At 72.4% G+C, this 20580-nt stretch carries 15 protein-coding genes; 14 read left to right on the plus strand and 1 reads right to left on the minus strand.

The features are described from left to right. Positions 1–32: 32 nt before the first annotated feature. Positions 33–653, plus strand: coding sequence for a hypothetical protein (locus B3S45_RS13860; RefSeq protein WP_194383819.1), 621 nt, complete (start codon positions 33–35; stop codon positions 651–653). Here B3S45_RS13860 and B3S45_RS13865 read toward each other — a convergent pair. Further along, complete coding sequence (locus B3S45_RS13865; RefSeq protein WP_286721329.1) at positions 650–1270, minus strand: hypothetical protein; 621 nt, start codon at positions 1268–1270, stop codon at positions 650–652. The genes B3S45_RS13860 and B3S45_RS13865 overlap by 4 nt on opposite strands. 150 nt (positions 1271–1420) lie before the next feature. Between B3S45_RS13865 and B3S45_RS13870 the strand changes: the two genes are divergently transcribed. The 13 genes from B3S45_RS13870 to fusA form a co-directional block, all read left to right on the plus strand. Then, a complete protein-coding gene (locus B3S45_RS13870) occupies positions 1421–2386 on the plus strand; it encodes an ABC transporter (RefSeq protein WP_286721331.1) in 966 nt (321 codons plus the stop codon). Between the two features lie 4 nt (positions 2387–2390). Next, positions 2391–2894 carry a hypothetical protein gene (locus B3S45_RS13875; RefSeq protein WP_286721333.1) on the plus strand — a complete coding sequence of 168 codons (504 nt, stop codon included), beginning with the start codon at positions 2391–2393 and terminating at the stop codon, positions 2892–2894. A 53-nt stretch (positions 2895–2947) separates the two neighbouring features. Beyond that, positions 2948–3601: a spermidine/putrescine ABC transporter substrate-binding protein gene (locus B3S45_RS13880; protein WP_071044905.1), complete on the plus strand. Its 654-nt coding sequence runs from the start codon at positions 2948–2950 to the stop codon at positions 3599–3601. Positions 3602–3709: 108 nt separating this feature from the next. Next, positions 3710–4840 carry a serine/threonine-protein kinase gene (locus B3S45_RS13885; protein ID WP_286721335.1) on the plus strand — a complete coding sequence of 377 codons (1131 nt, stop codon included), beginning with the start codon at positions 3710–3712 and terminating at the stop codon, positions 4838–4840. A 1-nt stretch (position 4841) separates the two neighbouring features. Beyond that, entirely contained in the window at positions 4842–10793 is a 5952-nt protein-coding gene (locus B3S45_RS13890) for an Ig-like domain-containing protein (RefSeq protein WP_286721337.1), read from the plus strand. Between the two features lie 21 nt (positions 10794–10814). Then, positions 10815–11780, plus strand: coding sequence for an AAA family ATPase (locus tag B3S45_RS13895; RefSeq protein WP_071044908.1), 966 nt, complete (start codon positions 10815–10817; stop codon positions 11778–11780). Then, positions 11777–13159 (plus strand): DUF58 domain-containing protein, encoded by a 1383-nt coding sequence (locus B3S45_RS13900; protein ID WP_286721339.1) that lies wholly within the window; start codon positions 11777–11779, stop codon positions 13157–13159. The genes B3S45_RS13895 and B3S45_RS13900 overlap by 4 nt, the downstream gene beginning before the upstream one ends. Beyond that, a complete protein-coding gene (locus B3S45_RS13905) occupies positions 13156–15642 on the plus strand; it encodes a transglutaminase-like domain-containing protein (protein ID WP_286721341.1) in 2487 nt (828 codons plus the stop codon). Before B3S45_RS13900 ends, B3S45_RS13905 begins: the two co-directional genes overlap by 4 nt. Further along, positions 15639–17375 (plus strand): DUF5684 domain-containing protein, encoded by a 1737-nt coding sequence (locus B3S45_RS13910; protein ID WP_286721343.1) that lies wholly within the window; start codon positions 15639–15641, stop codon positions 17373–17375. The genes B3S45_RS13905 and B3S45_RS13910 overlap by 4 nt, the downstream gene beginning before the upstream one ends. Then, a complete protein-coding gene (locus B3S45_RS13915; protein ID WP_071044912.1) occupies positions 17372–17881 on the plus strand; it encodes a hypothetical protein in 510 nt (169 codons plus the stop codon). Before B3S45_RS13910 ends, B3S45_RS13915 begins: the two co-directional genes overlap by 4 nt. Positions 17882–18173: 292 nt before the next feature. After that, positions 18174–18542, plus strand: coding sequence for a 30S ribosomal protein S12 (gene rpsL, locus B3S45_RS13920; protein WP_071044913.1), 369 nt, complete (start codon positions 18174–18176; stop codon positions 18540–18542). 5 nt (positions 18543–18547) lie between these two features. Further along, positions 18548–19018 (plus strand): 30S ribosomal protein S7, encoded by a 471-nt coding sequence (rpsG, locus tag B3S45_RS13925; protein ID WP_050722490.1) that lies wholly within the window; start codon positions 18548–18550, stop codon positions 19016–19018. Between the two features lie 128 nt (positions 19019–19146). After that, positions 19147–20580: elongation factor G (gene fusA, locus B3S45_RS13930; protein WP_286721350.1), on the plus strand; the 1434-nt coding region annotated here is incomplete at its 3' end.

The raw sequence follows: 20580 nt of genomic DNA on the forward strand, positions 1-20580 counted from the left end.
ACGGTGGAAGGCGCGACGGAAGGGGTCGACGGATGGCGCGCACGGGCGGACGGAGCCTGTGGCTCGCCGTACCCATCGGGATGATCTGCCTCGCCGTGGTCGGTGCGCTCGGGTGGCTCGCCGCCCCGCAGGTTCCCGGCGTCGTGGGATTCATCGGCGATGCCCTCCGGTTCGGCAGTGCTCAGAACGTGCAGGCCGAGCCGACGGTGCCCCCTGCCGAGGTCATCACGGCCGAGGACTTCTCCGACATCGACTGCCGCGCGCTCTACGCCGACGACCTGTGGGCCGAGCTCGTGTGGAGTCCGGACGCCCTGCTGTCGCAGACCGGCGCCGCGCCCGTCACGGCGGTGGAGGGGCTGAACGATCTGCTGGCACCCGTCGTGGCCGTCACGTGCGGATGGCGCTCGGAGTACGGCACCATCACGACGACGCTCGCGACCGTCGCCGACGACGCGGTGACCGTCGCCGACGCGGCCCTGCGCGGACAGGGCTTCACGTGCGACACCACCGAGACGTCGCTCACGTGCTCGCGCACCGCATCCGGCGAGGTCGAAGTGCACCGCATCCGTGACGGGGTGTGGGTGGCGAGCCGGGAGAGCGCGTGGCATCCCGAGGACTACGCCGCGCGGGTCGCCGACCAGGTCTGGGGTTAGTCCTCGCCCCAGATCGAGGTGATCACCGAGGAGGTGTAGCCGGTCGGGGCGAGGTTGGAGTACCGGGTGTCGATCATCAGGTCGGCACGCCAGAACAGGGTGCGCCCATCGATGACCGGATAGTCCGGGTTGTCCCACGTCTTCTCGCACCGCGTGCCCCCGTCGGGGGTGTAGCACGTGAACCCCTCGTCTTCGACGAGCGCGTTGAGCTGCTCGAGGGCGGGGCCGCGCGAGAGAGGCTCGAGGGTCGTGACGAGGCTCGTCGTATCCGCCGCCGGGTCGCCCCAGATGCAGATGAGCGACCCGTCGGCCTGCACGCCGCTCGGCCCGAACGCGGGGTCGTTCAGCGGGATGCCGTACAGCTGCGCACGCACCTCGTCGTTCAGCAGGGACTCGCAGTCGCTCGGCACAGCCGCGGCGGGCTCGACCGTCGGTGTCGGGGTCGCGCCGGGCGTCATCGACTCGATCGGCGACGGCAGGCCGGACGGGTCTTTCGCGCTGACGGTCGGATCGGGCGTCGGCGTGTCGGCCGGGTCCGGAGCGCACCCGGCGAGGGCGGCGGCGACCAGCACGGATGCCGCCGCCAGGGCGGCGCGGGAAGCGTGGCGGCGCAGCATGATGACACCCTAATCCGATGCCGTGACGCGTGGGAGGCATCCGGGACGAATCCGGTGCCGCAACGCCCGGCACGCCTGCGGGCCCCACGCGCATCCCCGCGATATCTTCGCAACTGCGGGGATCGTCCCCGCGTGAGGAGTGCGATCACGATGAGTGACCCCAAGTCGTCGTACGGGGAGCCGGTCGAAGAGCCCGGCCCGGTGGATGACGTGGTCGGACAGGCCAACGCCGGTCTCGCCGACGCCGAGGCCGCCCGTCGCGAGGAAGCCGCCGCGCAGGCCGCCGCCGACCCCGATCCCCAGGAGCCCGCCGCCGAGCCGACATCGACGGAGACCGCCGAGCCGGTGACCCGCGAGCCGGTCTCGGACGAGCCCGCCGCCACGGCCTATGACGCGCCCGTCGATGAGACGGTCGTCGCCGCCGACGAGCCGTCGTACACCGAGCGGACCTACGACGTCCCCTCGTGGGCCGAGGAGCCCGCCGCCCAGCCGGCGGACGCCGACCCCGCCCACGCGGAACCCGCCTACGTCTCGCCCGCCGCCAGCCCGCAGCCGATCTTCGTTCAGGCACCCGAAGCCCCTCGCCCGCGCGGGAACCGTGCCGCCGCCGGCGCCATCGGCGTGCTCGCCGCTCTCACCTTCGCCGTGCTGTACCTCGCGGCGTGGCTCGGTTTCGGCGCCATCGAGGGGTCGGTCACCGCCGAGACGATCGGCACCGATGCGCTCGAGGCGCTCGCCACGGCATCCCTGTGGGTGCCTGTCGTCGTCTTCTTCCTGTCGTTCTGGCTGCTGGGCGCCATCATCAACCGCGGTCGGTGGGGTGCGTGGGTGATCTTCGGCCTGCTGGTGGGTCTGGCGTCCTACGGCGGTCACATCCTCGGACAGCTCTTCCAGGCGCCGTTCTGGCTGCTGACCGCCCGTGAGGGCGCGGCCCTCGTCGAGGAGCAGGTGCTCGCCCCGCTGGCGATCGTCGCCTTCGTCCTCGGCCGCGAACTGACCATCTGGTACGGCGCGTGGGTCGCATCGCGCGGCAAGCGCGTCACCGAGCTCAACACCGAGGCGCAGCGCGAGTACGAGCGCACCCTCGAGGCGGGACCCCAACTGGTCCGCCCGTAAGACCGTGACCGCGACGCCCGGCGCACCGGACCCCTCCGCCTCCGGCGGGGGACCCGTGCGACCGGGCGTCGCCGTCGTCTTCGCCACCGTCGGCGACCTCGCGCTGCTCATCTTCGGGCTCGGCATGACGAGCCTGGTCACCGACGAGTCCGTGATCGCGATGCCCGGCCTCGGTCAGGCGCCCGGGGCGGTGGCCGTCGCCGCGTCGATCGCCGCATTCGCTCTGACGCTGCTGACCGTCGTGCGCCGACCGCATCCCTCGTACATGTCGTCGCTGTGGATCGCCGCCGGAACGGGGCTCGCCTATCTCGCCGGCATGTGGATCACGCTGGTGATCACCGGGTCGGGACTCGGGGCGGCGTCGGCGGTGGCCGGTCGCGTGGCCACGACCTGGTTCGGGCTCGTCATCATCGCCGCGGCGCTCGGGGCGGCGTGGGCGGGTATCGCGCTCGTGCGCACGCGCGCATCCCGCCCCCGCTGGTCGTGGGAGGACGAGGACGACGCATGAATCCGGAGGGCGCAAACCCCGTCGGATCGGGGACGGACGGCTACCGTGGAGGGGTGGAGCGGTCGCTCGAGACGCAGGTGAGCCAGGCGGTGGACGCCTGGCTGCGCTGGCTGCCCCGCTGGGAGCCGGCGACCCACCGCGGCCGCGTCGCGCCGTGTCGGCGCTGCTTCGGATCTCCGGTGCTGTCTGCGGCCGGCCTCGGCGCAGACGTGCCCCACGGCGTGCAGCACGGCCTCTCCACCCGGGTCAAGACGATCGTCGACCACACCGTCGCCGACTACACCGCGCGCAACCTCCCCATGCTGCAGGCGGAGCTCGACCAGCAGGCCGCACGCAACCGCGCCCGCAGCTACCGGCCCGCCGAAGACCTCGACCCCGAGTTCGAGGGATTGCCGCTCGACCCGGATCCGGTGCCCGGGGCGCCCTTCCTCTTCACCATCGCCGGGCTCGCGGAGGAGGCCGACGCCGACGTTCCGGCGCTGCCGCCGCTGACGGACGAGGCGAAGGCGGCGCTGCGCCAGGAGGTCGGGCTGGCCGACGACTACGCGAACATGGTGGGCCGAGAGGTGTGCTCGATCCTCCTGCACCACCGGCTGCGCATCCAGGCGGCCGTCGCCGAGCTCGTCGAGCCGCAGATCGCCGCGATGCTCGAGGAGCTCACCCGCTCCCTCGACGCCCCCTTCGACGATCCGCCGCCGCTGACCTGAGCCCTGCGTCGGGCGGGATGAGCCCTGCGCCGAGGCGGGATGCGCGGTGCGAGCAGGTCTGCTTGTTAGCATGGGCGGGCTTGCGCCAGGGCAACAGGGGGAGGAACGGTGGCCGCACGCCTGCCTTCTGCGCCGCCGATACTCCCGGGGCTCGCCTACATCCGTCCCCTCGGCTCGGGCGGCTTCGCCGACGTCTTCCTCTACGAGCAGGACATGCCCCGGCGCGACGTCGCGGTCAAGGTGCTGCCGAGCGACGTGCGAGAAGCAGACCTGCGCCGCATGTTCAACGCCGAGGCCGACGTGCTCGCGCGGCTGTCGGCGCATCCGTCGATCGTGACCGTGTACCAGGCGGGCATCTCCGCCGACGGCAGGCCGTTCATCGTGATGGAGTTCTGCCCCGGGTCGCTGTCGCAGCGCTACCGCGTCGAGCGGATGCCGGTGACCGAGGTGCTCTCGATCGGGGTGCGGATGGCCTCCGCGTTGGAATCGGCCCACCGCGCGGGGCTGGTGCACCGCGACGTGAAGCCCAGCAACATCCTGGTCACGACCTTCGGCACCCCGGTGCTGGCCGACTTCGGCATCTCGTCGTCGCTCATCGGCACGCAGGCCGACGAGGTGCTCGCGATGTCGATTCCGTGGTCGGCGCCGGAGGTGGTCGCGGAGGAGACGGCCGGCACGATCTCGAGCGAGGTCTGGAGTCTCGGAGCCACCGTCTACTCGCTGCTGGCCGGCCGCAGCCCCTTCGAACGTCGTGAACGCGGCCAGAACTCCAAGGATCTGCTGCGCCGTCGCATCGCCCGAGCGTCGTACACGCCCATCCCGCGCACCGATGTTCCGGATGCGCTGCAAGACGTGCTCGCGCGGTCGATGAGTCGTATTCCGGCACAGCGATATGCCTCGGCGCGTGAGTTCGCCGAGGCGCTGCAGTCGGTGCAGGAATCGCTCGGGGTGTCGCCGACGCCGCTGGAGGTCCCGGCATCGGAGTGGGCGCCGGGCGCCAACCCGATCGACTTCGCCGACAGCGCGCTGCGCGGGCCGGCCCGGTCGCGCATCGAGCGGGAGGTGCGCCGCAAGACCGCGCCGCGCACGGGCGTCGCCTCGCTCGCACGCGATGAGGACACCGAGTTCACGTCGCCCGAGCGGGCCCGACAGCGGATGCTGCCGTGGGCCGTCGCCGTGGCGGCGCTCGTGGGCGCGGTCGGCGTCGTCGCATCCTTGCTGATCGCGGGGGTGATCTGACGTGCGGCGCCGCACTCTGGTCGGCATCGTCGCGGGCGTCGCCGCCGCGGGCGTCGTGCTCACGGCCGGCATCGTCTGGCCGGGTCTGGACGCGCAGGAGACCCCCGAGGTGGACGCGTCCGTGTGGGCGCTGCAGACGGGCGAGGGGTCGCGCTACGCCCGCGTGAACACGGCGATCGGCGAACTGGACACGGTGCGCACCGTGTCGAATCCGAGCGAGGTCACCCAGAACGCCGACGGGGCGTTCCTGTTCACCGACAGCTGGTCGAAGGTCACGCCCATCGACGGCGCACAGCCGGTCGATCTGGACGACGAGACGGTGCGGGCGTCGCCGTCGACTCCGGCCGGCACGACGGTCGTTTCCACCGCCGGAGACTACGTCGCCTATCTCACCGACGCCGGCACCGTGTTCGCGGGCGAGATCGCAGGCGACGCGGTGCAGCTCGACCCGTTCGCGGCGGGCGATGACGATGCGCCGCCCTACACCGCCGACGCGATCGCCGTCGCCGACGACGGCACCCTGTTCGCCTACTCCGCCGGCGACGGGTCGGTGCTGCGGTGGGACATCCCCGCGGGCCGGTCCGAAGTCCGCGACCCGATCGACGCCGGCGACCTCGCGCAGCCGCTGATGACGGCAGCGGGGGAGTCGTGGGTGCTCGTCGATGCCGACACCGGAACGGTGTGGCGACAGGGCGTGGCCGAGCCGGTCACGGTCGACGTGGCAGGCTCCGTGGTGGTCGGACGCGCCGCGGCCGAGGGCGACTCCGTCTACGTCGCCGACGAGACGGCGCTCGTGCGCATCCCCGTCGACGGATCCGCCCCCGACACGGAGCGCGCCGGCACGTCGGTGCTCGGCCTGCCCGCCGAGCCGGTGACCGTCGATGGCGAGGTGTACGCCGCGTGGCTGCCGCAGGGGACCGCGGGCGGTCTGCTCTGGAGCTCCGCCGACGGCGAGACGCCGCTCGACTACGCCGGCGAGACGCTCGGGGAGCAGCGGCGGCCGGAATTCGTCGTTGGGCAGGGGGCGGTGATCCTCAACGAGACCCGCAGCGGATGGGTGTGGACCGTTCCCGACGGCGGGCTGGTCGCGTCGAGTCAGAACTGGGCGCTCGATGACCGGGTGAATCCGGATGCCGAGCCGAGCGACGAGCAGCTCGCGGTGCAGGTCGACCCCCGCCCGCCGATCGCAGAGCCCGATGCGTTCGGCGTGCGCGCGGGTGCGCTGACGGCCCTGCCGGTGCTGCTGAACGACCACGACCCGAATGAGGACGTGCTCGCGATCGCCGCCGCGTCGGTCACGGGGCTCGACCCCGCCTTCGGCGTCGTCGGCATCACCGACGACGGGCAACGGCTCACGGTGCAGACCGAGCCCGGCGCGAGCGGCTCGGCGACGTTCTCGTACGCCGTGACCGACGGGACCGCCGACGACGGGCTCGCATCCGAACCTGCCACCGTGACGCTCACCGTGGCAGCGTCCGAGGCGCAGAGCGCGCCGCGCTGGTGCGGGGTCGAGGGGTGCCTGGTGACGTGGCCGGCCCCGGAGGTCGCGCGGGGCGGCACGGTCACCGTCCCGGTGCTCCCGGGATGGGTCGACCCCGAGGGCGATCCGCTGCTGCTGCTGTCGGTGGAGAACCCGAGCGGCGTCGGCAACGTCGCGGCGACACCCGCCGGAGAGGTCGTCTACCAGCACGACGACGACGGCGGCGGCACGGAGGAGCTCATCGAACTGATCGTGACCGTCGCCGACACGGCGGGGGGCACGGCCGCGAAGTCGCTCATGGTGCGCGTCTCGCCGCAGCCGCTCCTGGCGGCGCAGTCCTTCGCGGTGATCGACTCGATCGACGCCGCGACGAGCGTCGACGTGATCGACCACGTGACCGGCACGGCCGGGGCCATCTCGCTCGAGTCGGTGCGCGTGCTCGACGACGCCGCAGCCACGGCGACCGTCGTCGGCGGGTCCACGACGTTCGACGTGGCCGCCGAGGAGCCCGGCACCTACCGGGTGGATTACACGGTCACCGACGGCGACAGCTCCGCCACCGCCACGGCGCGCATCACCCTGCTCGCCGCCGACGCGCCGGCCGATCTCGCGACCGCTCCGGTCGTCGCGTTCGTCCACCCGCAGGAGGATGCGACCCTCGACGTCTTCGCGGCGGTGTCCAACCCCACGCGCCGGGTGCTGCTGCTCAGCGACGTCGAGGCGCGCCCCGACGAGGGGGCGAGCCTCAGCGTCGACGGCGTCGGACAGAACTATCTGCGCGTCTCCGGAACGACGGCCACGGGCGAAGCGGGCCGGCTGGGCACCGTGACCTATACGGTGAGCGACGGCACCCAGGACGGCGGCGCCTCCGTCAGAGGCGAGGCCACGGTCTACCTGCTCCCGCCCGCGCCGGAACTGGCCCCGATCGCGGTGGATGACGCCGTCGTCGTGCGCACGGGCGCGCAGGTGGACATCCCCGTGCTCGAGAACGACGTCGCCCCCTCGGGCGGGCGTCCGGTGTTGAATCCGGCGTCGGTCGTGTCGTCGACCGGTGACGCCCTGGCCTTCGCCTCCGCCGATCGCCTGCGATACTTGGCGCCGGACGAACCCGGCAGCTACACCGTGGAGTACGCCGCCTATCTCACGGGCGCGCCGAGCCTCGAGGACACCGCGACGGTGCGCATCGAGGTGCTCGACTCCGACGCCAACCGGGCCCCGTCGGCCGACACGCTCGAAGCCCGGGTGCTCAGCGGCGAGAGCACCCGCATCGCCTTCGACGGCTTCGGGATGGATCCGGACGGCGACGTCGTGCGGCTCGATGCGGTCATCGCGCAGCCGGCGTCGGGTGTGGCGACCGTCTCGGCCGACGGCACGGCGCTGGTGTACTCCAGCGTCGCCGGCGACAGCGGGCAGGACGAGTTCCGCTACCGGGTCGTGGACGAGTTCGGCGAGACCGGCGAGGGAACCGTGCGCGTGGGCGTGCTCGACTCGGAGGCCAATCCGAGCCCGATCACATTCACCGACTACGTGCAGGTGCAGGTCGGCGCCCAGAACGTCGTGCGCGTGGATCCCGTCGCGAACGACATCGACCCCACCGGCGGGGAGCTGGAGGTCACCGCCGTGCGCCCGGACCAGCCCACGGCGCTGGCCGACGGATCGGTCAACCCCGAGTACACGCGGCTGGACGCGCTGGTGGAGGTCGCGGGAGAGCGCACGCTCGTCGTCGAGGCGGGCGAGCAGGTCGGCACGATGTCGTTCCTCTACGACGTGGCCTCGTCGTCGGGCAACACCGGTCGGGGCCTGGTCGTGGTCAAGGTCGTGCGCGACGCCGTGCCCGACTACCCGGTCGTCGACGACACGGTGCTCACCGTCGAGACCCGTGACGACTTCGCCGACGGGGTGGATGTGCTCGCGGGGAAGACCGTCTGGTCCGGCGGCGACGTCGGCGAGCTCGAGGTCGGTCTCTGGGGCGAGGTCGATGACGTCGAGGTGGAGGGGCCGTCCCTTCGGGGCGAGCTCCCGGAGCGCACCCGCATCATCCCGTTCTCGGTCACGGGCGAGGGCGCCTCGGGGGAGGTCACCACCTACGCGTTCCTGCGGGTGCCCGGCGACGACGACATCGAGCTGGCGCTGCGCGCCGGAGTGCCGGCGCCGGAGGTGACCGAGCTGGAGTCGGTCACGTTCGATCTCGCCGATCACGTCGCACTCCCGCGCGGCGCCTCGCTCGAGGTGGGCGACGACGTGCGCGCCGCCGGTGCGCGGGCCGAGGCGGCCTGCCGGGCGGCGTCGGGGACCGAGGTGACGTACGACGCGGGTGCCGGTGCCCCCTTCTCCGATGCGTGCCAGGTGCCGGTCCGGATGGTCGGCCAGCAGGAGTGGACCTACCTCTCGGTCCCCATCACCATCGTCGCCCTCGACCCGCAGCCGGAGCTCGCCCCGGCGTCGCTCACGGTCGGCCCCGGCGAGACCGAGGCGTTCGACCTGCGCGAGATGACCTCGTGGCAGCTGCGCGAGGACTGGGCCGGCATCTCGTACGCCGTCTCCAGCGAGGGTCGGGCCTTCGAGATCGCCCTGTCGGGGTCGACGCTGTCGATCACGGGCGCCGACGATGCGGTGCCCGGCGGCCAGGAAGCCGTGGTGGTGTCGGTCACGAGCCACCCGGGCGTGGCGTCGGCGCGCCTGCTGCTGCGGGTCGGGGCGGCGCCTTCCACGCTTCCCCGCGGCGGGTCGGTGACGCAGCAGTGCTCGCAGGCCTCCGGCGGGCAGTGCACGATCGACGTCGTGGGCGCCGGGGGAGAGGTCAACCCCCTGCCGGGCACGCCGCTCGAGGTCGTGGGCGTCGCCCCGACGGGCGCGTGCACGGGCGTCACCTTCGCGGTCGCGGATGCCTCGAGTGTGGTCGCGTCGTGGTCGAGCGACGCTCCCGGCGCCACGTGCTCGGCGTCTTTCGCGGTTCGCGACGCTCAGGGGCGCGTGTCGGCGGGTGAGCGCAACGGCGCGCTGCTGCTGGATCTGCAGGGATACCCTCGGGCGCCGGCGTCGGTGACGCAGACCGCGTATGCGGACGGTCGCATCACCCTGCGCGTCGATCCGGGCGCCGCCCGACAGGCCTACCCCTCGCTCACGGGCTTCGTCATCCGAAGCGGTGGTCAGGTGGTGGCGCGGTGCGGGGCCGATGGCACGTGCCCGGCGATCTCCGCGCCCAACGGCGAGCAGCGGGTCTACGAGGCGCGCGCGGTCAACGGCGTCGGCGAGTCCCGCAGCGCGGTGGGAACGACCGCGTGGGCCTACGACCCGCCGCCGGCGCCCGACGCCGTCTCCGCGGCTCCGGTCGCCACCGCGTCGGGCGAGGGTGGTGTCATCCGGCTGGAGATCACCGGCATCGACACCGCCGAGACCGGCAGTCTGCGCCTCACGAGCCCGTCCGGCGACGAGTCGACCGTGTCCGTGTCGCGATGGGACACGCGCGTCACCGTGCCGGAGTACCGCATCGGCACGAACGCCGCATCCACGGTCACCGTCACCCCGCTGTCGCGCTTCGACGTGCCGCCCGGCCTCGGCGGCAGCGCATCCGGCTCGTCGGTGACGGTCGCCGCGAACGGCGTCGGCGCGCCGCGGAACGCCCAGCTGACGCTGACGGCGACCAACAATGGCGATGGCACGGCCACGATCGTCGCCACCGGCAGCGCGACCGTCAACGGCCAGGGGTCGAGTCTGCGGTACGACATCGTCGAGGCGGGCAGGTTCTGCCGGCCCGACGACGACGGCGCCCGCGCGGAATTCGAGGTGGACGACGGCGAGGAGTACTCCTACGACATGTGCGTGACCTCGACGTACGGCGGGCGGTCCTTCGGCGAGGTCACCGTCACCAAGGCGGTGTACGCCGTGCAGGACGACGACGCGCCGCGGGGGTACACCTTCGTCGTCGACGCCCGCCCCGACGTCACCTCCAATCGCGCCGAGTGGCGCATCCGCGATCTGCCCACCTCCGACGAGGACCCGCCGCGCTTCAACGCGGCCGAGTTCTCCGGCGGTCCGCCGACGAGCGTCTTCGACGGCGACCCGGGCATCCGGGTGCGCTACGTGCACCAATGGCGCGGCCCGACCACAGACTGGGCGGGCGTCACGCCGCGCGCGGGGAGTGCGCCTTACCAGGTGCAGGCGACATGGTCGGTGACCTCTTGTGTCGGCGGCGGCACGCTCCAGCGCACGAGCTCGTCGTCGAACGCCCCGGGCGGCGGCACGGCCGCGATCACCTTCGGCAACGGATCGCTGCGCTACTTCGACGCCGAGAACAATCCGCTGCCGCACGAGGCGGGAACCTGGCAGGTGCCGGTCGGCGCGGCGTACGTCGAAGGCATCTCGGTGACGGTGGACTGGAGCGCGCAGGGATGGGGACTCCGCAACGCCCAGACGACCTTCGCCGCGACCTGTCAGCCCGGCGAAGCGCCGTCGGAGCCCCCGGCCGGCTGAGGCCCGAACGAACGAGGAACGATGACCATCACGCAGGAACAGGCCACCTGGTTCGCCCAGACCTTCGCGCAGATCGCCGACAACGTCGAGCGCGCGGTGCTGGGCAAGCGCCACGTGGTCGAACTGGTGCTCACCGCGATGCTCAGCGACGGACACGTGCTGCTGGAGGATGTGCCCGGTACCGGCAAGACCTCGCTCGCCCGCGCCATCGCGCAGTCGGTGCAGGGCACCAACACGCGCATCCAGTTCACGCCGGACCTGCTTCCCGGCGACATCACCGGCATCAGCGTGTACGACCAGAAGCAGGGCGTGTTCGAGTTCCACGCGGGACCGATCTTCGCCAACATCGTGCTCGCCGACGAGATCAACCGTGCGAGCCCGAAGACGCAGGCGGCGCTCCTGGAGGTCATGGAGGAGGGGCACGTCACCATCGACGGAGTGAGCCGTGCCGTGGGGGTGCCGTTCCTGGTGCTGGCGACCCAGAACCCGGTCGAGCAGGCCGGCACCTACCGGCTTCCGGAAGCCCAGCTGGACCGCTTCCTCATGCGCACCTCGCTCGGCTACCCCGACCACGCTGCCACGGTGCGCATCCTCGACGGCGCGGCCATCGCCACCGAAGAGCTCCACCCGATCATCACCCCCCAGGCGCTGGTCGGCATGGCCGACCTGGCCGCCACCGTGTACGCCGACGCTCTCGTGCTCGACTACATCGCACGCCTCGTGGACGCGACGCGCTCGGCCGACGAGGTGCGCCTGGGCGTGAGCATCCGCGGGGCCCTCGCCCTCACGCGCGCGTCCCGCGCACGCGCCGCCGCGCAGGGGCGCACCTTCGTCACGCCCGACGACGTCAAGGCGCTCGCCGTGCCGGTGCTCGCGCATCGCCTGATCCTGCACGCCGAGGCCGAGTTCGACGGTGTCACCCCGGAAGCCGTGGTCGGCCAGGTGCTGCTGGATGTCGAACCGCCCACGCGACGCGAGGCGGTATGACGCCCACCGACTCCCGACTGACCCGCACATCCACCCGCGGCGACACCGCCGGCGGGTCGACGACGTTCGGCGCGACCGGCACGCACGTGTCGGGCACGCGACGCGATCGGGCGCTCGTCGGTGCGGTCGTGGGGCTCACGCGCGTGACCCGCGTGGTCGTGGCGGCCGTCGCCCAGGCGGCGCGGTGGTCCGCGCGCACCGTGCGTCCGGCGGGCGTGCTCGTGGTCGTCGCCGCGACCGTCGGCCTGGTCTTCGGCCTCGTCTTCGGGTGGGTGGAATGGCTGGTGGCCGCCGTCATCGCGCTCGTGCTGCTCGCGACGGCCGTGCCGTTCCTCTTCGGGGCGCGCTCCTACGCCGTGGATCTCTCCCTCGCGCACGAGCGCGCCGTCGCGGGATCGGCCGTCGCCGGCGCGATCGGCGTGCGCAACACCGGCCCGCGTACGACGCTCCCCGGGCGCCTGGACATCCCCGTGGGGGAGGGCCTGGTCGAGGTGGAGGTGCCGCTGCTGCGGCCCGGTCACGCGGTGGACGACCCGCTGGAGCTTCCCGACCTGCGCCGCGGCATCGTCTCGGTCGGGCCCGCCACGACCGTGCGGGCGGACCCCCTCGGCCTGCTGCGACGCGAACACGCCTTCCCCGACGTGCACGACCTGTACGTGCATCCGCGCACCGTGGCCCTCCCGTCCACGAGCGCCGGGCTCATCCGTGACCTCGAGGGTTCCCCGACGCGGCGGCTCGTGGATGCCGACATGGCCTTCCACGCCATCCGCGAGTACGCGCCGGGCGACAGTCGCCGGCAGGTGCACTGGAAGTCCACCGCCAAGACCGGGCGGCTCATGGTGCGGCAGTACGAGGAGACCCGGCGATCGCGCATGGCCGTCATCCTCGCGATCGCGCAGGACGAATACGCCGATGCCGACGAGTTCGAGCTCGCCGTCTCGTGCGCGGCCTCCATCGGCCTGCGGGCGGTCCGTGACGCGCGGGAGGTCGACATCGTGGCCGGCGGCGACGTGCCGCGGGTGATCCGCGGTCGCCTGCGCGCCGTGCAGCGCGTGCCGGCGGTGTCCCCGCGTGGGATGCTCGACGGCTTCAGCGGGATCGACCTTCTCGAGACGACGATGCCGGTCGGCGAGGTGTGCCGTGTGGCGGGGGAGTCGGGCGAGCGCCTGTCGATCGCGTTCGTGGTGACCGGTTCCCGCGTGCCGCTGTCGCGCCTGCGTCAGGCCGCGCTGCACTTCCCCGCCGATGCGACGGTCGTCGGGGTGCGCTGCGACGAACGGGCGCACCCGCGCATGCAGGCCGTCAGCGGCATGACGGTGCTCACCGTCGGGACGATCGACGACCTCGCCGGCCTCCTCGTCCGCGGGGCGACCGCGTGAGCGGCTCGAGCGCCGCGGCGCGCCCGGCACGGCAGCCGGTCGGCGGTCCGGGCCGATTCCTCGCGGGCGCCGCCTTCACGCTCGCGATCGTCGTGATCGCCGCGATCGCGGCCTGGCCGGTGTACGCGGCACCGGTCTTCCTCGTGGTCGTCGCCGCCGGAGCCGCGATCGGCGCCGCCGTGGCGGTGTGCGCGCAGCGGTTCGGGTGGGGCGGATGGATCGTCGCGGCGATCCTGATCGGTGCCCTGTTCGCGGTCGGCGTCGTCGTCGCCGCTCCGGCGCGGCTGTCCGATATCGCCCAGCTGCCGCTCGCGTTCGGCGATGTCCTCACCGGAGCCGTGTTCGGGTGGAAGGACCTGCTGACCGTCGATCTGCCTGTGGGGTCGTACCGCAACCTGCTGGTGCCGGCGCTGGTGGTCTTCCTCGGCGGAACGTGCGCGATGCTGCTGCTGTCCTGGCGGCGCGATGCACGCGCGTACGCCGCCGTGCCCGTCGGGCTGGCGATGGTCGGCTTCGGCCTGCTCTTCGGTCGCACGACCGTGAGCGAGACCCTCGTGATGGGCCCGGTCGCGCTGCCGGCTCCCGTGGAGACCGCGGTGGGGGCGTCGGCTCTCACGGCCGCGCTGCTGTGGCTCGTCTGGCGCGGGCGCGCCCAGCGTGCCGGCGCCCTCGAGCGTGCCGGTCGAGCGCGCGTGACGCGCCGCGCCGCCAGCGGATCTGCGGCACGGGCCTGGACGGCCGCCGGGATGCTCACCCTCGCCGTGATCGTCGCCGTCGCGGTCGTCCCGCTCGGCGCGCAGGGGCTGAACCGCGACGTGCTGCGCAGCCTCACCGCACCCGAGATCGACCTGTCCGCCGAGATCAGTCCGCTCGCGGCATATCGGGCCTCGTTCGACGACGAGCGCTACGACGACGTGCTCTTCACCGTCGACGTCGAAGAGGGTGAGGTCGACCGCATCCGCATCGCCACCCTCGACGGGTACGACGGTGAGGTCTACCGCACCGAGCCGGAGACGCGCTTCGTGCGCGTTCCGTCCACCCGTGCGGCGGAGCCGGGTGAGAGCGCCGTCCTCGAGGTCGGCATCGCGGATCTCGGAAGTGTGTGGATGCCGACGGCCGGCGATCTCGTCGAGGTCGCCTTCGTCGGCGAGCGTGCGAGCGCCCTCGCCGACGGGTTCTACTACAGCGCCGACGACGCCGCGGGCGTCCAGACCGCCGGCGGCGGGCTTCGCGCCGGTGACGGCTATCGCCTCGTCGCTTCGGTGGCCGAGACCGTCGACCCGGCGGCGATGACCGCACCCGGCACGACGCCCGCGGTTGAGGCGCCGGAGAGCCTGCGCACGTGGGTCGAGGAGCACCGCACCGGATCGGACGGTGCGGCGCTCGTGGGACTGATCGACCTGCTGCGCGACCGCGGATACCTCAGCCACGGGCTCACCGAGCCGGAAGCGGGTTCGCGGTGGGTCGAGGACCTCGTCGACTACCGGTTCCAGCCCGCCGCTGCAGGCCACTCCCTCGCTCGCATCGATCAGATGTTCACGCGCCTGTTGCAGCGCGAGTCCGACCCCCAGGCCGTCGCCGCCGACAACTTCGTCGCCGCGGTCGGCGACGACGAGCAGTTCGCCGTCGCCGCGGCCCTCATCGCCGAGGAGCTGGGCTTCCCCGCCCGCGTCGTCGTCGGCACACGACTCCAGTCCGAGGACGACTCCGCGTCGGTGTGCGACGACGGTGTGTGCACCGCGGGCGATCTCGCCGCGTGGGTGGAGGTGCAGACCGCCACCGGGGCGTGGGTGCCGATGGACACCACGCCCCAGCACACGCGCTCGCCGAACCTGGACACGACCGAGCAGCGTGACCCCGAGAACGTCACCGACGTGCGCCCCGACGCCGTCGAGGAGGTCGTGCCGCCGGATCCCACCCAGCAGGATGACGCCGCCGCCCGCGACGACGAGGACCGCGCCGGGCTCGATCTGGCGTGGCTGTGGCCGGTCCTCCGGACGACGTCGATCGTGCTCCTGATCGCGCTGCTTCTGCTCGGCCCCTTCGCGGCCGTCATCGCCGCGAAGGCCGCGCGCCGGCGCGGACGCCGCCGCGCCCCCACGCCGGCGGAGCGGATCGCCGGCGGGTGGGACGAGATCGTCGACGCGGCCGCCGATGCCCGCCGCGAGGCGCCCGGTGCCCGGACCCGGGTCGAGGTGGCCGAGCTCTGGGAGCTGCCCGACGGCGGTCGGATCGCGGCGGCCGCCGATGCCGCGACCTTCTCCGGACGCGGCGCGACCCCCGACGAGGCCGAGAGCTTCTGGCGCGACGTCGACGCGCGGCGACGCGCGCTGCGCACCGAGCGGGGTGTGTGGCGCGCGCTCGCGGCATCCGTTTCTCTGAGATCATTCATGCGTCAGGCCGCCCCGGCGGGCGGCCGCCGCCGACGTCTCGCCGAAAGGGGGGAGCGCGGCTCGCCCCGGCGAGCGCGCACCGCACCATGAACACCGACTCCACCGCACTCGTCGCCGTCACGGCGACCTCGCTCGTGGTCAGCGTGCTGCTCTACGTGTGGACGGCCATCGCGCTGTCGGCGCTGTTCCGCAAGTCCGGGGAAGCGGCCTGGAAGGGCTGGGTGCCGGTCTACAACCTCGGCGTCCTCTTCCAGCTCGCCGGCTACCCGTGGTGGAGCGTGCTGCTCATCCTTCTGCCCGTGGCCGGTCCCGTGATCGTGTTCGTGGTGTTCGTGCTCGCCGCTCACCGGGTGGGTCGCGCGTTCGGCTACGGCGGCGGAATGACCGTGCTCGCGGTGCTGCTGCCGCCGGTCTGGGCGACGGTGCTGGGCTTCGGCTCCGCCCGCTGGATCGGGGCCGATGACGCCGGTGCGCCGCGACGCCGTACCCACGGCGATGTGGCCGACCCGGTCTACGCCCGCGGCTTCGACGGGACACCCGCATCGTTCGGCGTCGCCGAGGAGGCGGCCGAGAGTCAGGACGGCGAGCGCCCCGCCGCGGCGGGCCTGGCCGGCTGGGCGCCCACGCGCGCACCGGAGCAGCCACCGGCCGACGCCGCATCGACGCCGGCCGCCGAGACGTCCGAGGCGCGGTCTCCTTTCGCGGACTGGTGGCCGGAAGTGCTCGATGAGGACCCCGACACCGACTCGGCCGTCGACGATCCCGTGCCCGGCGCCCTGCTCGATGAGAAGCCGTCGGGCGATGACGATGACGATGACGGTGGTGCGGCCGCCCCGCCGCCGCCCGCCGTCACGGCCGCGCCCGTCATCGCGCCGCCGCGCCCGGCCGACCTCCCCGGGGTCGATTCCGCGGCGGAGCCGGCGGTCGAGGATCGTGAGGAGGTGCCGCCGCCGCTGCGCCGGTCGACGGCGCGCCCGGCCTGGAACGGCTTCGACCTCAGCGTGCCGGGGGAGTTCACCGGCGAGGTCACCGACGCCGTGCCCGGGGCTCCGGCCCCGATCTCCGCCGTGCCGTCCGCGCCCGTCGTGGACGAGTCCCATCCGCCCGTGCCGCCCGAGCGCCCCGCCCCGCGTGAGTTCGTCGAACCGTCCGTGCCGCCCGAGCCCGCCGAACCGGCGGCGTCGCCCGAGAACGCCGAGCCCGCCGCGCCCGGCGAGCCGACATCCTCGCCCGCCGTCCCCCCGGCACCGCCGGCTGCGCCCACCCCGCCGCCCGTGACCCGTGCTCCCGCCGTCGCGCGCGATGCCGCCGCCCCCTCGTCGTCCGACGACGACGCGTTCCCCGACGACGGTGGGGTCTCCGCCATCGTGGGAGCGCCCGTGGCGGGCTCCCCGCTGTCGGCTCGATCCTCGGTGTCCGCGCGCTTCGCCGACGTCAGCCGTGACGAGGAGCTCGCCGACCACACGATCGTCACGCGACGTCGCCGCACCGGCTGGGTGCTGGTGGCCCCCGACGGGGAGCGCATCCCCCTCAGCGAGGAAGTCGCGATCGTCGGGCGCCGGCCGAGCGTCGATGCGGCCTTCCCGCAGGCGCAGCTGATCACCGTCGGCGACCCGACCCGCACCGTCTCCAAGACGCACGCCCGGCTCGAGCTGCGCGGTGACGTGTGGGCCGTGGTCGACCTCGACTCGACCAACGGCGTCGTGCTCATCGCCGACAACGAGGACGAGACGGACGTGGAGCCGGGTGCGGTCACCCGCCTCACCCCCCGCTTCCTGCTCGGCGACGCCGAGCTCCGCCTCGAGGAGGCCGCCGCCTCGTGACCGGCGATCCGCACGACGACGTCGATCCCGACGAGGCGACTCGGATCTCGCGCCGCGAGCGCGCCGGGTCCGGCGACAGCGCGGAAGACGTGACGGCCCGCTCGCGACGACGGGATCCGGAGCCGCCGACCCAGCTCGCGCGACGACGGATCGACGACGCGCCGACGGCACCTGCGGCCGAGCGGCGGCGTCGCCCCGACGCGACGACCGTCCGCGTGCGCGGCTCCCGCGCCGCAGACCCCGCGATCACGGCCGAACGACCGCTCGTGCGCACCGCAGCCGTACCGGACGGCGCCTTCGACCCGGTCGCGCCGCGAACCGCCGAGCCGTTCGTGGCGCGCCGCAGCCCGGCGTCGGCCCGTCGTCCGCAAGGGCCCGCCCCGGACCGCGCCGCCCGCTCGCGCGAGCGACGCCGCGGTCGGCGCCGGGCGTTCCTGCTCCTCGCCGGGATCGGGGTGGGCGTGGTCCTCGCCGCCGGCGCCCTGGTGCTTCTTCTGCTCTTGTGAGGCCGCGGGCGGATCCGACACTCGTTTGACCCCCCTCGGTGCCAGCGCGTATCATGGATCGGGTGTGCGTCCGCGCGCGCCGTCTGCCGTGTCTCGGCATGCCAGACGGGTCCGCGAGGTCGCCTCATCCCGGGAACGGTCTGCGAACAGGCCACCCCCACGGCATATCCGACAACGCGTGCAGCACGATTGTTCTGCACGTCGGATCTGTGGTGAAACCACGAACGCTGTCACCGTGCAGCACCTGTGCGACGGCTCCGGCCCCGCGCAGCGAAACGAGAGTAGAGAGAACGTGCCAACCATTCAGCAGTTGGTTCGCAAGGGCCGCAGCCCCAAGGTCGCCAAGACCAAGGCTCCGGCGCTGAAGGCGAACCCGCAGCAGGCGGGCGTGTGCACCCGCGTGTACACCACCACCCCGAAGAAGCCGAACTCGGCGATGCGCAAGGTCGCCCGTGTCAAGCTCCGCAACGGCACCGAGGTCACCGCGTACATCCCCGGTGAGGGCCACAACCTGCAGGAGCACTCGCTGGTGCTCGTGCGCGGCGGTCGTGTCAAGGACCTCCCCGGTGTGCGTTACAAGATCGTTCGCGGCGCCCTGGACACCCAGGCCGTCAAGAACCGCAAGCAGGCCCGTAGCCGCTACGGCGCGAAGAAGGGTTGAGTTAGATGCCTCGTAAGGGACCCGCCCCGAAGCGCCCCGTCGTCAACGACCCGGTCTACGGTGCACCGATCGTCAGCCAGCTGGTGAACAAGATCCTCGTCGACGGCAAGAAGTCGCTCGCCGAGTCGATCGTGTACAACGCCCTCCGCGGCGTCGAGGCCAAGAACGGCCAGGACGCGGTCGCCACGCTGAAGAAGGCCCTCGACAACGTGCGTCCGACCCTCGAGGTCAAGAGCCGCCGCGTCGGCGGGTCGACCTACCAGGTGCCGGTCGAGGTCAAGCCGCACCGCGCGAACACCCTCGCGCTGCGCTGGCTCGTCAGCTACGCCAAGGGTCGTCGTGAGAAGACGATGACCGAGCGCCTCCAGAACGAGATCCTGGATGCCTCGAACGGCCTGGGTGCCGCGGTCAAGCGTCGTGAGGACACCCACAAGATGGCCGAGTCGAACCGGGCATTCGCGCACTACCGCTGGTAACCCGCGCTCCGCGTCGCCGCGTTTCGACTCGCGGCTTCGCCGCTCGCTCAACGGCCGGAACCCAGGGTCGTTGAGCGAGCAGCGCGAGACGAAACGCATCCATCCGTCACTACACGTAAGGACACCCCGTGGCACAAGACGTGCTCACCGACCTCAAGAAGGTCCGCAACATCGGCATCATGGCGCACATCGATGCCGGCAAGACGACGACGACCGAGCGCATCCTGTTCTACACGGGCGTCAACCACAAGATCGGCGAGACGCACGACGGCGCTGCCACCACCGACTGGATGGAGCAGGAGCAGGAGCGCGGCATCACGATCACCTCCGCTGCGGTGACGTGCTTCTGGGAGGGCAACCAGGTCAACATCATCGACACCCCCGGGCACGTCGACTTCACGGTCGAGGTGGAGCGCTCGCTCCGCGTGCTCGACGGTGCCGTCGCCGTCTTCGACGGCAAGGAGGGCGTGGAGCCCCAGTCGGAGACCGTGTGGCGTCAGGCCGACAAGTACAACGTCCCCCGCATCTGCTTCGTCAACAAGATGGACAAGCTGGGTGCTGACTTCTACTTCACCGTCGACACGATCGTCAGCCGTCTGAAGGCGAAGCCGCTCGTGCTGCAGCTGCCCATCGGAGCCGAGAACGACTTCGTCGGCGTCGTCGACCTCATCTACAAGCGCGCTCTCGTGTGGCCCGGCGACGCCAAGGGCGACGTGACCATGGGCGCCAAGTACGAGATCGAAGAGATCCCGGCAGACATGGTCGACAAGGTCGAGGAGTACCGCGAGAAGCTGCTCGAGGCCGTCGCAGAGTCCGACGACGCGCTGCTGGAGAAGTACTTCGGCGGCGAGGAGCTCACCCCCGAGGAGATCAAGGGCGCGATCCGCAAGCTCACCATCGCCGGCGAGGCGTACCCGGTGCTCTGCGGCTCGGCGTTCAAGAACCGCGGTGTGCAGCCGATGCTCGACGCGACGGTGGACTACCTCCCCTCGCCCCTGGACGTGCCCGCCATCGAGGCGCACGACCCCAAGGACGAAGAGAAGATCATCGAGCGTCACGCCGACCGCGACGAGCCCTTCGCGGCCCTCGCGTTCAAGGTCGTCTCGCACCCCTTCTTCGGTCGCCTGACCTACATCCGCGTCTACTCGGGACACCTGGACTCCGGCTCGGCGGTCGTGAACTCGACCAAGAGCAAGAAGGAGCGCGTCGGGAAGATCTTCCAGATGCACGCCAACAAGGAGAACCCGGTCGACTCGGTCACCGCCGGTCACATCTACGCCGTGATCGGTCTGAAGGACACCACCACCGGTGACACCCTTTCGGACTCCGACAGCCAGGTCGTGCTGGAGTCGATGACCTTCCCGGAGCCCGTCATCGAGGTCGCCATCGAGCCGAAGACGAAGGCCGACCAGGAGAAGCTCTCGCTGGCCATCCAGAAGCTCGCCGAAGAGGACCCGACCTTCCGCGTCGAGCTCAACGCCGAGACCGGTCAGACCGTCATCAAGGGCATGGGCGAGCTGCACCTGGACATCCTCGTGGATCGCATGAAGCGCGAGTTCAAG

The sequence above is a fragment of the Microbacterium sp. UBA1612 genome (assembly GCF_002321605.1).
GTDB classification, from domain to species: Bacteria; Actinomycetota; Actinomycetes; order Actinomycetales; family Microbacteriaceae; genus Microbacterium; species Microbacterium luteum.